The 16,803-nt window shown below is 55.8% G+C and carries 17 protein-coding genes; 2 read left to right on the top strand and 15 right to left on the bottom strand.

The features are described from left to right. Positions 1-235: 235 nt before the first annotated feature. From NL64_RS30685 to NL64_RS22360, 7 genes are all read right to left on the bottom strand, one after another. Positions 236-334: a hypothetical protein gene (locus NL64_RS30685; protein ID WP_253277101.1), complete on the bottom strand. Its 99-nt coding sequence runs from the start codon at positions 332-334 to the stop codon at positions 236-238. A 35-nt stretch (positions 335-369) separates the two neighbouring features. Beyond that, positions 370-1,188, bottom strand: a complete 819-nt coding sequence (locus NL64_RS22385; RefSeq protein ID WP_253277099.1) for an AraC family transcriptional regulator — start codon at positions 1,186-1,188, stop codon at positions 370-372. Between the two features lie 60 nt (positions 1,189-1,248). Further along, a complete protein-coding gene (locus NL64_RS22380; protein ID WP_034150232.1) occupies positions 1,249-1,749 on the bottom strand; it encodes an outer membrane beta-barrel protein in 501 nt (166 codons plus the stop codon). A 124-nt stretch (positions 1,750-1,873) separates the two neighbouring features. Continuing rightward, the gene (locus NL64_RS22375; RefSeq protein ID WP_034150231.1) at positions 1,874-2,344 is read right to left on the bottom strand and encodes a hypothetical protein; all 471 of its coding nucleotides are present in this window, start codon (positions 2,342-2,344) and stop codon (positions 1,874-1,876) included. A 234-nt stretch (positions 2,345-2,578) separates the two neighbouring features. After that, positions 2,579-3,061 (bottom strand): hypothetical protein, encoded by a 483-nt coding sequence (locus tag NL64_RS22370; protein WP_034150230.1) that lies wholly within the window; start codon positions 3,059-3,061, stop codon positions 2,579-2,581. Next, the gene (locus tag NL64_RS22365) at positions 3,058-3,885 is read right to left on the bottom strand and encodes a winged helix-turn-helix domain-containing protein (protein ID WP_034150229.1); all 828 of its coding nucleotides are present in this window, start codon (positions 3,883-3,885) and stop codon (positions 3,058-3,060) included. Before NL64_RS22365 ends, NL64_RS22370 begins: the two co-directional genes overlap by 4 nt. Positions 3,886-4,095: 210 nt before the next feature. Continuing rightward, complete coding sequence (locus NL64_RS22360; protein ID WP_034150228.1) at positions 4,096-4,770, bottom strand: DUF3313 domain-containing protein; 675 nt, start codon at positions 4,768-4,770, stop codon at positions 4,096-4,098. A gap of 168 nt (positions 4,771-4,938) precedes the next feature. Here NL64_RS22360 and NL64_RS22355 point away from each other — a divergent pair, with 168 nt between their 5' ends. Beyond that, positions 4,939-6,066, top strand: a complete 1,128-nt coding sequence (locus NL64_RS22355) for a GGDEF domain-containing protein (RefSeq protein ID WP_034150227.1) — start codon at positions 4,939-4,941, stop codon at positions 6,064-6,066. Positions 6,067-6,082: 16 nt separating this feature from the next. Here NL64_RS22355 and NL64_RS22350 read toward each other — a convergent pair whose 3' ends face one another. The 8 genes from NL64_RS22350 to NL64_RS22315 form a co-directional block, all read right to left on the bottom strand. Beyond that, a complete protein-coding gene (locus NL64_RS22350) occupies positions 6,083-7,261 on the bottom strand; it encodes a GGDEF domain-containing protein (RefSeq protein ID WP_080758075.1) in 1,179 nt (392 codons plus the stop codon). 113 nt (positions 7,262-7,374) lie between these two features. Further along, complete coding sequence (locus NL64_RS22345) at positions 7,375-7,869, bottom strand: PaaI family thioesterase (RefSeq protein ID WP_034150226.1); 495 nt, start codon at positions 7,867-7,869, stop codon at positions 7,375-7,377. A gap of 118 nt (positions 7,870-7,987) precedes the next feature. After that, positions 7,988-9,100, bottom strand: coding sequence for an acyltransferase family protein (locus tag NL64_RS22340; protein ID WP_034150225.1), 1,113 nt, complete (start codon positions 9,098-9,100; stop codon positions 7,988-7,990). Between the two features lie 69 nt (positions 9,101-9,169). After that, on the bottom strand, positions 9,170-11,983 hold the full coding sequence (locus NL64_RS22335; protein WP_034150224.1) for an amino acid adenylation domain-containing protein: 2,814 nt from the start codon (positions 11,981-11,983) through the stop codon (positions 9,170-9,172). A 269-nt stretch (positions 11,984-12,252) separates the two neighbouring features. After that, positions 12,253-13,020 (bottom strand): phosphonate ABC transporter, permease protein PhnE, encoded by a 768-nt coding sequence (gene phnE / locus NL64_RS22330; protein ID WP_034150223.1) that lies wholly within the window; start codon positions 13,018-13,020, stop codon positions 12,253-12,255. Continuing rightward, positions 13,017-13,844 (bottom strand): PhnE/PtxC family ABC transporter permease, encoded by an 828-nt coding sequence (locus tag NL64_RS22325; RefSeq protein ID WP_034150222.1) that lies wholly within the window; start codon positions 13,842-13,844, stop codon positions 13,017-13,019. Before NL64_RS22325 ends, phnE begins: the two co-directional genes overlap by 4 nt. Next, the gene (locus tag NL64_RS22320; protein WP_034150221.1) at positions 13,838-14,635 is read right to left on the bottom strand and encodes a phosphonate ABC transporter ATP-binding protein; all 798 of its coding nucleotides are present in this window, start codon (positions 14,633-14,635) and stop codon (positions 13,838-13,840) included. The genes NL64_RS22325 and NL64_RS22320 overlap by 7 nt, the downstream gene beginning before the upstream one ends. Continuing rightward, positions 14,632-15,483 carry a putative selenate ABC transporter substrate-binding protein gene (locus NL64_RS22315; protein WP_034150220.1) on the bottom strand — a complete coding sequence of 284 codons (852 nt, stop codon included), beginning with the start codon at positions 15,481-15,483 and terminating at the stop codon, positions 14,632-14,634. Before NL64_RS22315 ends, NL64_RS22320 begins: the two co-directional genes overlap by 4 nt. Positions 15,484-15,843: 360 nt before the next feature. On the opposite strand from NL64_RS22315, the gene NL64_RS22310 reads away from it, so the two are divergent. Continuing rightward, a complete protein-coding gene (locus NL64_RS22310; protein WP_034150219.1) occupies positions 15,844-16,791 on the top strand; it encodes a Ppx/GppA phosphatase family protein in 948 nt (315 codons plus the stop codon). The last annotated feature ends 12 nt before the right edge of the window (positions 16,792-16,803 follow it).

Below are 16,803 nucleotides of genomic sequence, written 5' to 3'. Positions count from 1 at the left end.
GCAACCACGTTGCCAATACGACGACCCACCTTATGCCTGGTCAGTTTTCTGACTCATTCTTATCTTCACATCAGGTCTGTGCCGGCCAGACTACGCCGACGCTAGATAAGGCTAGACCGCTATCGGGTAGTCAGCTAATAGCCGCAGTATTTGTTTCTGATAGGCGCAGTCTCTTAGCGCAGCTCGCCGGCGAGATGGGGCGTGCCAACGGATACCGTCGGCAGCCCGCTGGTGGCTAGCCAAAATTGCGCCTCACTGTCGCTGACGGTGACTCACCATAAGCAGCCTGATAATCCCTGGAGAAGCGCCCTAAATGGTGGAAGTTCCAATGCATGGCGGTTTCAGTCACGGTTGGCCAGGTCTTCTTGATCAGGTCGCGGCGAGCGTTGAGAGCCTCAGGTTTTTGAGGTAGGCAATCGGTGAAGTCCCGAACGTTTCTATGAAACCCAGATGCAAGGTGCGGTGTGTGGTTTCCAGTTGGTCAACGAGGGTGTTCATGTTGAACGGTTGGGAGATGTTCTCGTGAATGTACTCAATGGCTTTCCTGGCGATTTGTCTGCGTTTCGGAGTTTCACGGGCGCTATTGCTGTCGGGTGTCAGGATTTGCAGTAGAGAGCCAAGCAAACTGTTTTCTGTATTTGAGTTGGCGAAGTCGTTGTGTGGAATGCCGGAGTATTCGTTGCCTTGGGCGCAAGAGGCGCTTATCGCTTGAATGGCAGACTGCATGAGCTGAAATTTATCGGTCTGGAAACGATGTTTTTTTCGACTCGCAAGCACATCAATGGTTGAGTGTTTTTCGCGGCACTGTTCATAGTGTTCTAGCGTGGTGGTGATGGTGAAAAGAACTTCGTTCGGTTCGCAGATGAAGTGCACAGGTTCGTCGCTGTTCAAAACGACGATTTCGTTTGGAAGCAGTTTTTGATTGTTCCAGGTAGGGCGTCCAACCGGCGACTGTGAAATGGCAAATGTCATCAGCCCTTTTGGAACGGCGCTGACGACATTGACAGGCGAGTCAAACTCAAGTCGGCTGTGCTGAAGTCTGGGACCCTGTATCAACTTGTACTGGAGGATGCGCGCTTCTTTTTCTAAAGGCTGGAAATCAATATCCCATGCGCTTGAAAAGTTGCTCGGTCTTTCGGGGTATGCTGAGTTTATGTGAAAAAATTCGTCAGGACGCTGAACGCTCATAAAGCTTATTCGCTAGAGAAGTGAGAGAGCGATCATGTGGACCGCTCTCTGGCAGATTGATTAGAAACGCAAATAAGCAGAAGCCGTTGTTTGATTGATGTCTATTTTTCCGACTTCCAGAACTTCATATTCAGCGCGTAAGCCAAAATTACGGAAAACATCCATTTCGACGCCGGCGCCGTAGGTCAGATCAACGCCGGTGTCGTCCTTTTCAACATTACCGTCCGCGTCCCACGCATGGGCACCCAGGCTGCCAAACAATCGGATGCGTTGTCCGATGGGAAATCCGATATGGGTTGCCAATTGTGCGGATCTGCCTTCGAATTTCAGATTGTTATCCTTGAAGTCTCCCAGGTCGATGATTGCGCCTTCGAAAGCGAAATAATCATTCATGCGGTATCCCGTATAAACCTTGTAGCCCATCTCGTTATCGCTCAGCGTCTTTTTATCGGTTTCAACGCTGGATACACCGGCGCCTACATAAAGGCCCTTGTCGTCGGCGATGGCCTTGAATGAAAGCAATGAAGCGAACGATATGATTGCGAGGTTTTTGAGCAGCATTGCAAAGCTTTCCTTGTTAACGGTTTTTCCAAATGGTCGAAGTGGTTTTGCAGTCGGGGATACTCTTGCCGCCGAGAAGTAAATCAAAGTCAAAAATGTGTATTTTCGCGCTCAGGCAAGCGGTTTACATGAGCCACGAGGCTGATTTGCTGCTATGGCGAAATCTCGATTTGTGTTCGTCACCCGCTTTAACGAACGTGCTCATATCAATGAAGCTCATCACCTGACTGATGGATTCCCTGTCCGGAATGCGGGGCAGGGTAAAGTCAGTTGATTGCATCGAAAACTCGATAGCGCTCGTTTGTTGCAGGTCCCCTTCCTGATAAATCAGCAGGTGCCTGATGTTCGGACAGTCGCGAATGGTTTGCTCGAACAGTGAGTCGGCGCTCTTCAATACCGCCTCATTGATGATAAGCAGGTCGAAAACCGACATTGCGCCATCGATAATTGTCATTAATTCGCAAAACGAGCTCAACGGCGCGACCCGGTGATAGCCGAGGCTGGCAAGGGTTTTGTCGATTTTCACTCGCGTGTATTGATCGTGATCGACGATCAATACACGAAGCCACGGGTTGGCAATGAGATAGTTTTCCATAGGTTCACCAAGATAGTTGTGGTGGATATGGAGTGATCAAAGGTTTGCAAGCCAGCCAAGCAACAGGCCACTCGAGTAGGCGAGAAAGCCCAGCGCGAGCTTATGCTTGAGGGGTAACTTGCCAAGACGAAGATTAAGCACGATCGACTCCAGAGAGCAGGGATGCTCAGATTCTGGAGTGAATTAATGTAGGCTCAAGTCATTAATTGTCATTTTTTTATTGGACGTAAGCGACTAGTGGTTCATACAGCGCAAGCGACTGACTTCATGAATGTAAAAGCAAAGCGTGTTTTCATTGGCTGAGGGCAGGAATTGATAATTCAGAACAGCACCTTCCTGCAAAACATATTGACGCCTGAAGAAAAGATTGGGGGTCTTTTCAATGGCAAACAATTCGTTGTCCTGGCTAAGTTTGACAGTACTGATTTTTATCTGGATACGATCTTTGCTTTCTTGTATGAGATTCGCTGAAAGCGTGGCATTGCGAATTTTTTCGTCCATGCTCTCCAGTGTCGATTGTGTGAACCGACCATGGCCAATAGTTAGGTATTCCTCTGTGTTGAGGACGCTAAGGTCTTCGAGCAATTGCCGGCTTACCGTGTGGTAACTGGTATTTTCTTTGTAGGAAGAAGGTGAATAGGTCAGCGCAATAATGCAGAGAAGGCTGACAGCGCCGAGTGCTATCCAATGAATGATGGGCGATTTAACTATTTTCATAAGGTTGTTTCCAGGCATCGCTGAATCATCATGGCGAGATCATTTTGATGACTGTTTGACTCTAAGTTTGCGGTGCTCAGGTCGGGACGAATGCAAGAGACGGAGTAATTTGTCTTGGTGTGGTTAATCCAGACCTGACCTTTCAAGTGTGACGGCAGTTTCTTTGCTTGCTCAGCGGAAATATCTCTCAGCGACTGAGCTTCAGCCACGTTGTTGCCTAATGCATGCAGCGTGATCTCATTCTGTTGGGTGCTGGAAGTTTCGATGGTGGGTGTATCGAATGAGAAGCTGAATCGGGAAAAAGTGAAAACACATAGCAACAAGGTTATTGCATAACCCGCCAGCAAACATTTTGTAGCCATGCCGGTCTTTTTGCTTTTCTCCAATGCCGAGGACAGATCAGCATCGCCGGCGGGGAGCATCGGTTCAGCGGCGGGAACGACGGTCTGTTCGATTTGATTCGAGGGTAATGGCGCTTCAGTTTGTTCATCGATTAGATAATGACGATTAAAACAGTACCCTCGGCGAGGGAGCGTCATCACGATCTCATGGTCTCGACTGTCGTTGAGGATGTTCCTCAGCGAAAACACGGCTTGATTCAAACTGCCGGAAGCGACGACGCGGTCATTCCAGGTGTAATCGATGATTTCTTCGCGGGTTTTAGTCACGCCGGGTTCGATCAGCAACAGATCAAGCAGACGTGCCTCAGCCCGAGCCAGCGTGGAATGCTGAACATCTCCATGGGGCGTAGTAATGGATAGCTTGGCGCTCTCTGGGTCGAAAACAGCGGTGGCACCGTTTTTCAACTTAAAGGCGTAGCTCATGGAAATCCTCCATTCAGGCGGGCTCGGCAGAGTATACAGACGAATTGGGTACGGCGAGGTGACTCAACAGGCGGGGCTAGACAGTCACTGTGAGGGCGCGGCGGCGTGACGCTAACGGAAAGTACTGAAACTGACAAGTAGAGTGTGGTGTTTTGTCACGGCTGGCCCGCAACTCAAGACAGTCCTTTGTCTTGAAGTCGTTGGCGCAGATTAGTTGGAGGCAAAGGCACTGTCTGCGCGTTCACGCAGTTGTTTTGCCCAGGTATCCAGGGCCGGAAAGGTGTCTTCGACTTTGGTTTTATCCGATGGTGAAATCTCGTTTCCAGTGGTGGCGCTGACGGATTGACCTAACAGCTCACCGGTCTGGCCATCTCTCAACTCACTTTCAAAATAGATACGCAAGCTTTCATCTCGAGTGCCGGTCAGGTACATCGCACCGCCCACGACAAATCCGACTGGCAAGTATTCCGGAACGGACAAATCCCGTGGCGTGCGTTCGCTGCCAGTAATGGCCGTGCGCAGCAGAAGGGAGTTCGGTTCGGGGCGGGCGATGACATCGTAGCCGCTGGTTAACAACTCCAGGAGGATCGCCTGGTGAAGGTACTTGAGCATGGTGCTGGTATCGGAGGGATGATCGGTGATCAGCCCGACATCCTTGCCCACAAAGTAAAACTTGGGCGGCTCCAGGTAGATACGCTTTCGATAATCTTTTTTCAGATCCAGTGTTGGTTTGACCCAGTATTCGCTGTCAGGCCACTTGGGATCTTTTGAGAGTCGGCTGTAATCATCCAGGTATCCGGTGTGTCGTGTTTCTGCGGCGGGCATCGTCGTGCAGCCCGTCAAGCCCATAAGAAGTATGACTGGAATCAAGTAAAGGAAGCGCATCAGGCAGTTATCCAAGGGGTCTTAGTTGTGTCGCACTGATGATGGGCGGTGGGACTAATCGGCGCTATCCGATAACTGCAAGCCCGAGTGTTCAAGGAGTTTTGCGGCCCGGCCTGAGCAATGTGCCACAATGCTAGTTCGGCATAGCATCATGATCAGGCGGCTCAAATGGATGGCCTTGGATTTCGGCGTGAGCAGGAAAGCTTTATCGCGCAGCAGGTACGCACTGACCGATTGCATCAGTTGTTTCGCCAATCAGTGCCCGCAGTTTTCGGTGCTTTCCTGGCGTTGGCCATGTTGTGCTGGCTGTGTTGGGAACGCATAGATCACACCGTCGTTGCCTGGTGGGTTGCGCTGCTGCTGGGTTCAACGTCGTTGCGCATTTTGATGTTTGTTGTCTATTTCCGCAGTCCGGAAACTGATCGCACACCTCTGCGCTGGGAACGTTTGTATTGGGTCACCTTAGTGTTATCCGCCAGTATCTGGGGCGGTGGCGCGTTAGCGATCATGCCGGCAAACGATATTTTGGCCCAGGCGCTGGTCATGCTCTTTACCGTCGGCATGTCGGTCAGCGCGGTGTCCTGTTATTCGGCCTATCGCTACATGACGGTTGTGTCGATTGTTCTGGTGTTGTTTCCCAGCGCCATTTGGCTGTTGTTCCAGCCGACGGTCCTGCAAGTCGGTATCGGCGGTGCGGTTTTGGTGTTTGCGTCATTTGTATTCAGCGCGACACGCAAACTTTCTGATGCTCTGGAAACGGCCTTTCGCTTAACCCGTGAAATGGAAATGGCCCACAGTATTTCCACCCGGGCCGCGCAAACCGATGAACTCACCGGTTTGAAGAATCGCCGGGCGTTCTTCGAACAGGCCCAGCGCTTGTACAACCATTGCCAGAACTACCAGCTGCCGCTGTGCGCGGTGATGTTGGATATGGACCACTTCAAACACATCAACGATACCTATGGCCATCAGGTCGGCGACCAGGTGCTGCGGCAAATGGGCGTAGTGATCTGCAAGTTCTTTCGTGAATCGGACATTCACGGCCGGCTAGGGGGTGAGGAGTTCGCTGTTTTGCTCCCGGAAACTTCCCTTGAGGCGGCGCAGAACCTCGCCGAGGAACTCATCCAGTCGATTGCCGGGCTGATGACCGGGCCGGTTCACTGCATCACGGCCAGCGTCGGGGTGGCATCGATGGAAACCAGCGACAAGGATCTGCACAGTTTGATGAGCAACGCCGACAAGGCGCTGTATCGAGCCAAGGCGCGTGGCCGCAATCAAGTCGCGGTGGCTGAGTAAGGCGCCTTTGCGGGAGTCAATCTGTGCGTAGACCCTCACTGCGCGCCAGCGTCCGGTCTACCAGGCGGATGCTGTCGCGTCCGCCACGCTTGGATTCATAAAGCGCCGCGTCACCTTGCTCGATCAATGCCGCCAGACTGGCTGGCGGATGGTCGAACAGGTTGGCCCCGATGCTCAGAGTCACCGCTTCGGGCGTGGCGAATGTCTGTGATGCCTCGTTGTGAAACCGCTCGCGTAGCGTGCTGCCGAGCGCCACGATTCCCGCCCTTGATGCGTTGCTCAGCAGAATGACGAATTCGTCACCGCCCAATCGGGCCGCCAGCGCGCCTTCGGGCAGTAGAGAACGAATCATCTCGCTCAGCGTGACCAGAAGTCGGTCGCCGGCGATGTGGCCGAACAGGTCGTTGACCAGTTTGAAGTTGTCGATATCGATCAGCAGCAGGGCGCCCGGTCGAGTGCTCGAAACTTCAGCCAGCAAGCGTGGTGCCCGCACTTCGAGGGCACGGCGGTTGTATAGGGTGGTCAACGGATCACGGGCGGCCAGTCGGGCTATCCGCTTTTCCCGGCGATAGCGCTCGGTGCCGGTCATCGACAGCGCGATCAACATGATCGCCATCGCGCCCTCGACCAGGGAAATCTGAATGATTTCGCCGCGCAAGGCTGCAAGATCGATCAGGGTGCCCGGGACGATTGCCGTCAGCGCCTTGATGAAATAGAACAGTCCGTGGACCAGCAAGACATAGCGCAACTGCACCGCGCCCACACTCAACGACCTGCCGTGGGGACGCAGGAGGAAGCTGGCTCTGAGCGTTACCAGGGCAACCAGCAGCGAGTTCGCCACCAGCATGATCTTCGACCAGGAAGGCTCGTCCGGCAGTAACAACAGTCCTGCCCATGCGACGAAAATCAGGTACCAGCCGCGAGACAGGCGTACCTGCGTGAACCTCGCGACGCCCAGCAGAAAAAACCAGTGGGCCAACACCAAGAGACCGTTGGCGAACCAGATGCCGATCAACAAAAGGCCGCTCATGCGCAGCAGGGCGAGTGTCGAACCCACGGTGATCGTTGCAAAGCCTGCGCTCCAGAACAGCAGCGAGGTTTCACGAATGCTGCGCCACTCGATCGCCAGGTACAGCGCAGCGGCCGTTGCGAGGGCGATCGAGATTGTCAACATCGTCGGAGGGTCGAGCGCCATAGCCTTGTTGCCTGCCTGATTTGCGGTAAAAGGCGCAATTGTAAGCGGTTACGCCGCTTTTCGCAGGGGCTCGCTGCTCACTTTAAGATGAGCAGCCGTCGGGACTAAAACAACTATCGGCCATGAGCGGCGTCCGCCAGTTGCCCGGTATCGACGCGAACAAAAACGGAGTCTCCGACAGCGGTGAGCACGTCCCCGGCAAATACCTCACAGATCACCCGGCATTTGCGTCCCACTTCACCTTCGACCTTCGCGCGCAGGGTCAGAGGAATACCCATGGGCGTCGGTTTGATGAATTTGATACCGAGGTTGCCGGTCACGCAGTTGATGCGGGGCAGGCTACTGACTTCGCGCTGCTCATTGCGGTAGTGATAGGCCATCGCCGTCCAGTTTGAATGGCAATCGACCAGCATCGCGATCAACCCGCCATAAACCAGATCAGGCCAACCGCAATACTTGGCCTCTGGCACATGTTCGGCCATGACATGCACGCCGTCTTCATGCCAGTAACTCTTGATGTGCAACCCGTGGGGATTGCTGCTGCCGCAGCCGTAACAAACGCCATCAGGTGCGGCGGTGTCTTGCAGGGATGGATCGAGACTGGACATACCTTGAGCAACCTCAAAAAAGTAAACCGAATCTGGCAAATTTATTACGGTCTGTCTTGAAAGACAGCCGTCGATGGCGGATTCGTACAACTTGGGGATCCACGTGCCACCACTGGATTCAGCCTGGATTGACGTCCGATTGAACAACAACGGCGTCGGTGCGTTTGAATTTGATGCGCCTGCTCCATGCGATGGCGGGACGTTCGAAGATCATGTAGGCGATGGCGGCAAATGTGATGCAGGCGGCTAATCCAAGGATCAACGCCAGTGTGTCGGTCACCAGGCCAGACGGCAGGAAGCGCCGGAACAGCCGCATGAAAGTGCCAATCACGGGCGAATGAAATAAATACAGGCTGTAGGAAATCAAGCCGAGCTTTATCACTGGATAGCTGGACATGAAACCCAAGGTGGCAGAGTGATTCACCAGCAAACAAAACGATAGACCCGTTAGCCCGGCAGCAATGGCGAATGAATTTTCGCTCGCAACACCGATAAGCAGAAGCACTGCGCAGTATCCAACGGCAATGTATCGGCTCTGTCTTGTGCCTTTAAGGGTCTGGCCACATAAAACCCCGGCCATGAAGCTGAACCAGAATCCAATGAACCCGCCTTGCCAGCCTATCGATTGAATCAGGCCGGTTGGCCAAAGCAGTGCCAATAGTGCGCTGACCCAAATAGCAATATTGCGCGCCTGGAAAACTTCGCCCCCATTGGCTTGATGGGCTAACCAAAGTAGTACGGCAAAGGCAATGTAAAACTGGACTTCGATACACAGGGTCCAGAACACGGTGATGATGTTTTCGATACCCAGGAAGCCTTGAAGAAACGCCAGATGCCCGAGAATATCCGTAAAACCTGGAAGTTGAATCCCGTTTTGCCCGGACAGATGTTTCGCCGCAATCACCAACACGCCTAGCGCCACGGCGGCATAGTAGGGCGGGGCAAGGCGTACTAGACGGCGCGCGACAAAGTTCGCAGCATTCGCACTGTTCATCGGCACGCGAAATGTCGTGGCTGCCATGACGATTCCGCTTAAAACGAAAAAGACCGGCACACCCAGGTGACCCGCGTCGAAAACGATATATTTCAACCAGGTCGGAATGGCTGCCAGAAGCGTTGGAAGGTGATTGCCCTCGGAGAAGTGAAACAGGACCACCCATAGCGCCGCAAAGCAGCGCAATGCGTCAACCAGGGCGAGGCGGTGCTTATCGTCAAGGGTGATACTACTCATCGTGTCTCTCCATTCATGCCGATCAACCGGCCGGAAATTTCCGGCCCGGATCACCCTATAACGCTAAGGTCATGCCACTCGCTCAATCGTATCCGGGCGAGTCTTTTTTGCTCCTTTATTCCAGAGCAATACCAGGATACGAACGCCTTTGTTCCAGGCATAACCCACTGCAATGCCACCGGCGATGGCTATGACTACCGCGAGCGCTGGCTGATCATAGAGGTGGCGGGCCACGGACTGGAACTGGAAATGCGTCAGATAAATGTACAGCGTCGAGGACGCGATCAATGCGAGACCCCGGGCGATGAGGCCTGGCACGGGAATAGAGCGAATCCAGATCAACGCGAGAACGGCGGGCAAGGCTATATCAACATAAATACCCGTCTCTAGACCTTGTGTTGCAAGGCCGGAGAGTGCCTGGAAATCCTGGAAGGCAATAATCATCACAGTCACTGCGCTGGCGATCAATTTCCGCTTGGTCGAATGGGCGTAGTGAATCGCCATGCCGAGCACCATGATCGCAAGATAGTGCTGTGGCACTCTGTTAAACAGACCGGTCGCATCAAACAGATACTTGTTAATCATGAGGTCCGCCACTGCCAATAAGCAGGCCGCAATGACGAGGTGACGAAACGGGTTCGACATGATGATGCTTCTAACGCGCTGGAATGAAAGCGCGAAGCCAATGATGACGATCATCTGCAGCAGAACTTCAATGTACCAATACGCAAAGTCACCGGTGATGCTCGAGGGGAACCAGTTTGAAATCAGCAGCAGTGTTTGCCAGTGAATTTTGTCGAACACGACCTGCAGCAAGATTGTGTAAAGAATAGTGGGCGCGGCAATGCTGATGATGGACTTGAGAAGCATGCGCGCGTTGCCGCGTTCGTTTATGGCGTTTAGTTGAAATCTTGCCAGGCTGATGCCGGATACCAAAAATAAAACAGTGGTCTCGCCTGAAATTGGCCATATCGGAAAAAGATTAAAATGCCCGATAACAATGAACATGATCGATATGACGCGCAACAGGACAGGGAGCTCCATCTCCCGAACCGAGAATTTTGAAGGCTTGGCGATGTTGGTCAGTTCGCACAGTTCACGTATGGGCCTGGTTTCCCATTGTTCTGGCAAGTGCCCGATCAGCTCTTCCAGGACCATTGAAGCCTGAACGAACGAGAGCGAATCTCCACCCAGTTCGACGAACGACAAGCCGGCGTCAATGTGTGTGACTTCGAGTATTTCCGACCACGCGGCCGTGAGCTTGAGCGCGAGGGGGGACAGCTTCTGATTCGAATTTACGGGCGCTGTATCCGTGTTGCCAGCAATCGGTGGCAATGCCCGTTTATCAATTTTTCCATTCGGTGTCAGTGGAATGGCATCCAGAAATACGAACAACGCCGGCACCATGTACTCCGGGAGTTCATCGCCGACATGTTCACGCAACTCAGCGGCTGAGACAGGGGTTGTCGCAACGCAATAAGCAACCAGCCTTGTCATCGCATGGTCTTTGGCTGCGACGACCACGCACTGTTTGATCCGGGAGTGTCGTGAAATCGCCCCTTCGATTTCACTGAGCTCGATTCGATGGCCGCGAATCTTGACCTGGCTGTCGCCCCGACCCAGAAAGCTGACGCTGCCATCTGAAAGGTAAGTGCCCAGGTCTCCGGTTCTGTAACAAATATCGTTTTCGACATGGGTAAAGGGGTTCGCAACGAATTTTTCCCGGGTTAGCGCCGGATCAGCCCAGTAACCCTGCGATAGATAAGGACTACGAATCAGGATTTCACCGGTTTGTCCTTCGCGTACCAACTGATTCGAGTCATCCACGATCAACAGTTGCGCGCCTTCGATACCTTTTCCCAGTGGGATCTTGGCGTTGTCGGCTTCAGGGTCGACTGGGTGGTACGCCATGGCTTGGGGCGTTTCTGTTGTGCCGTAGAAGTTCACGCTGATGGCGCTCGGCGCGATAGCGCGTATTTGTTCGTAAAGCGTATTGCTTAACGCATCGCCGCCCCAAAAAAGATAACGCAGCTCGTTGAGCTTCAGGTCGTTAAGTTTTGTCCCGGTTTCAATGAGTTTTCCAAGTGGAGGCGTCAGGTGAATGATGGATATTTGATATTTGTATATCCATGTCGCCAGTGCAGATGGATCTATGACGGTTGATTGCGCAGGAATAATCACTTTCGCGCCAATGGACAGAGGCGTGAAAACGTCTCGATAAACCGGATCATGACCAAGTCCGGAGAGCAAGGAAAAGCAATCATCTTTTGATAGCGAATGACGCTTGGTATGCCACTCAATGAAATGCACCAAAGGCGCGTGGGTTGTAACAATGCCTTTGGGTTCGCCAGTACTTCCCGACGTGAACGTGATATAGGCCGCTTTGCCAGGGTCGATCTCCGGCAAATTATGTTGATCAGAATTGAACTGACGCAGTGCTTCGCCTGCTGTTTCCGGAACCCGGACGATCTGCGGACTGGTATTCCCTGTCCCTTGCAGTTCGAATGTAGCCTCGCCGCACAGCAAAACAAAAGCAGGCTCAAGCAAATGAATGATTTGCCCGATGCGCGCAGGCGGATAGGCCATGTCGGCGACGGTAAAGGTCAACCCGGCACGCGAGGCGCCGAGCATTGAGTAGACCAGCCCGGCACAACGACTGGAAACAATGACGATCCGGTCGGATTCGGTGGCGCCATTTGCAATCAACCACGAAGCAATGCCGCGGCTTATCTCTTCAAGCTGTCGATAGCTGCAGGTTGTGTCATGGGAGATGACCGCAATGGCATCAGGCGCTTGTTTTGCCTGTTGTAAGAAGGCCGTGAATATCGGACGTTCGGCACAATATTCCAGATCAAGTGTTGGGTTGGGGCGGCCATCCTGCATCTGTTTCCGTACTCCGCATGAGCGCTACAAGGTTAACATCGTGACTCGAAAGTCTGAGTGATTGTGCGCGGAACTCATGGGTGGACGAGGCAAAAAAATGCAGCGATCCGCGCAACTTTCTGGCGAAAAATCTGGAGGATCGAAACGCTCGCTGAATTATTCTGGCCGATAGCATGAACGTTAGTGCACGGCAGGCGTTGACGCCAGCGTGGGTTGGACAGTGAGGCAATTATTTTTCGCTCGGCCAGCCATGCCTAAGCGTTGTCGATTCACGCCTTGACCCAGCGTTGACGGCTCCAGCTACTCAGCGAGTCGACGGCAAACACCAGCAACAACATGGCCAGGATGACCGTGCTGGCTTGAGCTTCCTGGAACAGGCTGAGGCTGACATAGAGCATCTGGCCCAAGCCGCCGGCGCCGACGAAGCCCAGCACGCTGGCCATGCGAATGTTGTTTTCCCAGCGGTACAGAATGTAGGCCAGCAACTGCGGCAGCAGATTGGGCAAGGTGCCGTAGCAGAAGGCCCACACGGCGTTGCCGCCTTGCAGGCGGATCGCTTCGGCGGGTTCCGGCGGGGTGTTTTCCAGCGCTTCGGCGAACAAGCGGCCAAGCACGCCGGTGGTGTGCAGGGCCAGGGCCAGGGTGCCGGCATTGGGGCCGAGCCCGGCGGCCAGCACCATCAGCGCGGCCCACACCAGTTCCGGCACCGCGCGCAGGGCATTGAGCACAAGGCGCGACGCGCTCTGCAGCGGCCAGCCGAATCGTCCGGCGGCGGGCAATGCCAACAGCAGGCCGAACACCGCCGCGAGCAACGTGCCCAGGGCCGACATGGCGATGGTTTCCAGGGCGCCGTGAGCGATGGCTTGCAGGTGACTCGCGCTCAGGTCCGGGTTGAGAAAACGCTGCGCATACGCGCCCATCTGCTTCAGGTTGCCGCTACCGCCGAGTTCGCCGAGGTCGATGCTCAGGTAGATGAACGAAACGACCACCGCCGCAACGATGCTCAGCAGCAGTGCCAGGTTGATCAGGCGATTCATGCCAACCTCCAACGCAGCAGGCGGCTGAGTTGATCAGCGAGCAGCACCAGCCCCAGAAATGTCAGCAACAGACTGGCGACTTCGCCCCCGGCGAACATGCGCAGCGACAAATCCATTTGCTGGCCCAGCCCGCCGGCACCGACGAAACCCATCACCACCGAGGCACGAATCGCGCACTCCCAGCGGTAAACCGTGTACGACATCAGCTCGGCGGCGACATTGGGCAAGATCCCATAGCAAAAGGCCGCAAGCCGACCGCTGCCGGATTGCAGCAGCGCGTGTGCCGGGCGCTGGTCGACCGATTCGAAAATTTCCGCGTAGACCTTGCCGAGCATGCCGCTGTAGGTGATGGCAATGGCCAGGACCCCGGCGGTCGGACCAAGGCCGACGGCGCGCACGAACAGCAGGGCCCAGACGATTTCCGGCACGCTGCGCAGGAAGATCAACAACCCGCGCACCGGCCAGCGCAACAGTTGCCCCCAAGCACTCGGGTGACCGGCACGGGAAGCCGCCGACAGCGACAGGGCACGACTGGCCAGCAGGCTCGCGGGAACGGCCAACAGCAACGCCAACGCCATGCCGGCCGTAGCGATGGCCAGGGTCTGCAAGGTGGCTTGCCACAACAGCTGAAGAAACTCTTCGTCATGGGCCGGTGGCCAGAACGCCGATACGAATCGGCCGATTTCGCTCTGGCTGTCGCTCGCCACCAGCACGCTCAGGTCCAGCTCGCTGTAATGGATGCCCGGCCACAACAGCGCCAAGGCCAGCAGGGTGAGCAGCAGGCGGGGGCGGGTGGCGGGATCTCGGGTATCGCGGGTCAGCATCGGGGAATCTGCACGCTCAAGGGCGCAAGGGCGACCGGTGGAGATTGCAGTTGCTCGTTGGCGTAGAGCTTGTCGAGTAACTCGCGGTCAACTTCGCTGGCCGGAAGGTCGAACAGGATCTGTCCGTCACGCAAGCCGATGATGCGCGAAAAGTGCGCCAGGGCCAGCTCGACCGCATGCAGGCTGGCGACCAGTGTGACGTTGTGCTGCCGGGCATGGCGGCAGAGGACAGACAGGGTGTGCTGGGCCAACACCGGGTCCATGGCCGAGACAGGTTCATCGGCCAGCAACACTTCCGGCGCTTGATACAGCACCCGGGCAATCCCTACACGCTGAAGCTGGCCCCCGGACAACTGCTGGCACTGCGCGAACAATTTGTCGCTCAAGTCCAGCCGGGCCAGCGCTGCGCGGGCGCCCGGAATATCCAGCGGATGCAGCAGGTTCAGCAGACATTTGCCCAAGCCCCATTGGCCGATTTTCCCGGCCAGCACCGCAGTCACCACGCGCTGGCGGGGCGGCAGGGGTGGTGATTGATGTACCAAACCGATACGAGCGCGCAAACGCTGCCGTTGCCGGGCAGAAAGCTGCCAGGCCTGTTCGCCGAGCACCTGCAATTCGCCGCCACTCGGTCGCAGGGCGGTGGCGAGCAAGTTCAGCAGGCTCGATTTGCCCGCGCCCGACGGGCCGATGATGGCGACCTGTTCGCTGGCGCCAATGTGCAAGTCCACGCCACGCAACGCCTGCACGCCGTTGGCGTGGGTGAGGTCGACCCCGGTCAAACGCAACGTCATTTGAGCAGGTCGGCGGCGCGTGCGGCTTCCTCGATGCCCTTGTAGTTCTCGGGATTGGTTTCGATGAAGCGGCTGGCGGCCTGCAAATCGAGAATCTCCTTGTCCGCGGGTTTCGCCGGATCGAGTGCCAGGAAAGCGGCCTTGATTTTTGCCGTCAGCGCCGGGTCGAGGGTCCCGCGCACGGTCCAGTTGTAGTCGAAGTACGCTGGAGTGGTGGCAAACACCTTGACCTTGGTGGTGTCGACCTTGCCCGCGGCGACCAGTTTTTCCCACACGCTGGCGTTCAGTACGCCGGCGTCGACCTTGCCGGCCTGGACCCAGGCGACGGTGGCGTCATGGGCGCCGGAGTAGCCGATGCGGCTGAAGTAGGTTTCCGGCTTGATGCCATCCTTGAGCATGAAGTAACGCGGCATGAGGCTGCCCGACGTCGAGGACACCGAGCCAAAGGCGAAGCTCTTGCCCTTGAGATCGGCCAGGGATTTGACGGCCGGGTCGGCGGTAATGAATTTGCTGGTGAACTGGGCATCCTGTTCACGCTGGACCAGCGGAATAGCATTGCCGGTCTTCAGGCGTGCCTGCACGAACGTGAAACCGCCCAGCCAGGCCATGTCGATGCGGTCGGTGGCCAATGCCTCGACCACGGCCGGATAGTCGCTCACGGGCACGAACTCGACCTTCATGCCCAATTTCTGCTCCAGATAAGCGCCCAATGGCTTGAACTTTCGCAGCAATTCGGTCGGTGCCTCATCGGGAATGGCGCTGACTTTCAGGGTGTCGGCGGCCTGGGTCAACAATGTGCAGACAGACAGGGTCAAGCCGACGGCCAAAGCAAGGGTACGTTTGAGCATGGAGCGTCTCCGGTTCATTAGCGCAAGAATGCCGATGCGGAGGATACACGCTGATCGCGGCAGTGCGCCTTCTGAGGGTAGACGAAACGCAGCGACTGGATGAGTTACAGCAGTATGGCGTCTGGAGTTGGCGTGACACTGAACCCGTGGCGAGGGAGCTTGCTCCCGCTTGGGCGCGAAGCGGCCACAAAAATGAGACGGCTGCGCCGTCCAGCGGGAGCAAGCTCCCTCGCCACGATTACTTTTCGCTTGACCGTGTCACATGGGTGTCATCGACCGCGTGGCAACATCCTCGCAAACCCTCTTGAGCGGCCTGTGGAACTCCCTCTGCAGGCAGATGAATTTGCCAGGAATCCCCCCATGAAAGGCGACGCCAATCTCTTTGCGGCCATTGACCTGGGCTCCAATGCGTTTCGCATGATGATTGGCCAGTCGGTCAAGCGAAACCAGCGGATGATGATCCAGGAAGTCAAAACCCTGCGTGAGCCGGTTCGTCTGGCGGAGGGCTTTCAGGGAGGAGCGCTGGATGAACTGGCGCTGGACCGAGGTTGGCAAGCGCTGGCGCGATTCGGCAAGAAACTGCGCGGTTTCGAGGCAGGTCGAGTGCGCGCGGTAGCGACCAGTGCAGTCCGCGAAGCCGACAATGCGCAACTGTTTCTCGCCAGCGCGGAGCGGCACCTGGGTTTTCGCATTGATGTCATCTCCGGGCATGAAGAAGCGCAACTGGTCTATGCCGGCGTTGCGCATACGATACGTGATGCCGAGAGCATGCGACTGGTCGTCGATATTGGCGGCGGCTCCACCGAATTGATTCTGGGCAAGGGCGCTCAGCCTTTTCTAACCGAGAGCATTGCCATTGGCAGCGGCACCTTTGGTGCGCAGTACTTTGCGGGAGGGCGAATCACCGCCCAGGCGCTGCTCGAAGCCGAGCGTGTGGCCACATTGCAGTTTGAAAAGGTTGCACGCCGGTATCGGGCGCTGGGGTGGCAGCAGGTGATAGGCTCGTCGGGTACCGCACGGATGTTGGCCAAAGTGCTGAAAGCCAATGGGCTGAACGACGATGGCCAAAACGGTATCACCTACAGCGGCCTGTTGCGTTTGTCTTTGCGCCTGCTTGAAGTCGGGCATGTCAAGCAACTCAAGTTGGCGGGCTTGCAAACCCATCGTATGAGCATCTTGCCCGGCGGCCTGGTGGTGATGCTGGCTGCGTTCAAGGTGTTCGGCGTTCTGCACATGACGCCTTCCGAGCCAGGGTTAAGGCTGGGTGTGCTGCATGGCCTGATGTCGGGGAATGCCGCCGCCCACTGAACAGCAGGGGAC

Origin of the sequence: Pseudomonas fluorescens, assembly GCF_000802965.1 — a bacterium.
GTDB classification, from domain to species: domain Bacteria; phylum Pseudomonadota; class Gammaproteobacteria; order Pseudomonadales; family Pseudomonadaceae; genus Aquipseudomonas; species Aquipseudomonas fluorescens_A.
This window is presented reverse-complemented; position numbering and strand designations above follow the sequence as displayed.

Bases quoted from the DNA above. Each gene is read 5' to 3' on its own strand.
- NL64_RS30685 (WP_253277101.1), bottom strand. From the start codon at position 334: ATGCATTGGAACTTCCACCATTTAGGGCGCTTCTCCAGGGATTATCAG.
- NL64_RS22385 (WP_253277099.1), bottom strand. From the start codon at position 1,188: ATGAGCGTTCAGCGTCCTGACGAATTTTTTCACATAAACTCAGCATAC.
- NL64_RS22380 (WP_034150232.1), bottom strand. From the start codon at position 1,749: ATGCTGCTCAAAAACCTCGCAATCATATCGTTCGCTTCATTGCTTTCA.
- NL64_RS22375 (WP_034150231.1), bottom strand. From the start codon at position 2,344: ATGGAAAACTATCTCATTGCCAACCCGTGGCTTCGTGTATTGATCGTC.
- NL64_RS22370 (WP_034150230.1), bottom strand. From the start codon at position 3,061: ATGAAAATAGTTAAATCGCCCATCATTCATTGGATAGCACTCGGCGCT.
- NL64_RS22365 (WP_034150229.1), bottom strand. From the start codon at position 3,885: ATGAGCTACGCCTTTAAGTTGAAAAACGGTGCCACCGCTGTTTTCGAC.
- NL64_RS22360 (WP_034150228.1), bottom strand. From the start codon at position 4,770: ATGCGCTTCCTTTACTTGATTCCAGTCATACTTCTTATGGGCTTGACG.
- NL64_RS22355 (WP_034150227.1), top strand. From the start codon at position 4,939: ATGGATGGCCTTGGATTTCGGCGTGAGCAGGAAAGCTTTATCGCGCAG.
- NL64_RS22350 (WP_080758075.1), bottom strand. From the start codon at position 7,261: ATGGCGCTCGACCCTCCGACGATGTTGACAATCTCGATCGCCCTCGCA.
- NL64_RS22345 (WP_034150226.1), bottom strand. From the start codon at position 7,869: ATGTCCAGTCTCGATCCATCCCTGCAAGACACCGCCGCACCTGATGGC.
- NL64_RS22340 (WP_034150225.1), bottom strand. From the start codon at position 9,100: ATGAGTAGTATCACCCTTGACGATAAGCACCGCCTCGCCCTGGTTGAC.
- NL64_RS22335 (WP_034150224.1), bottom strand. From the start codon at position 11,983: ATGCAGGATGGCCGCCCCAACCCAACACTTGATCTGGAATATTGTGCC.
- phnE (WP_034150223.1), bottom strand. From the start codon at position 13,020: ATGAATCGCCTGATCAACCTGGCACTGCTGCTGAGCATCGTTGCGGCG.
- NL64_RS22325 (WP_034150222.1), bottom strand. From the start codon at position 13,844: ATGCTGACCCGCGATACCCGAGATCCCGCCACCCGCCCCCGCCTGCTG.
- NL64_RS22320 (WP_034150221.1), bottom strand. From the start codon at position 14,635: ATGACGTTGCGTTTGACCGGGGTCGACCTCACCCACGCCAACGGCGTG.
- NL64_RS22315 (WP_034150220.1), bottom strand. From the start codon at position 15,483: ATGCTCAAACGTACCCTTGCTTTGGCCGTCGGCTTGACCCTGTCTGTC.
- NL64_RS22310 (WP_034150219.1), top strand. From the start codon at position 15,844: ATGAAAGGCGACGCCAATCTCTTTGCGGCCATTGACCTGGGCTCCAAT.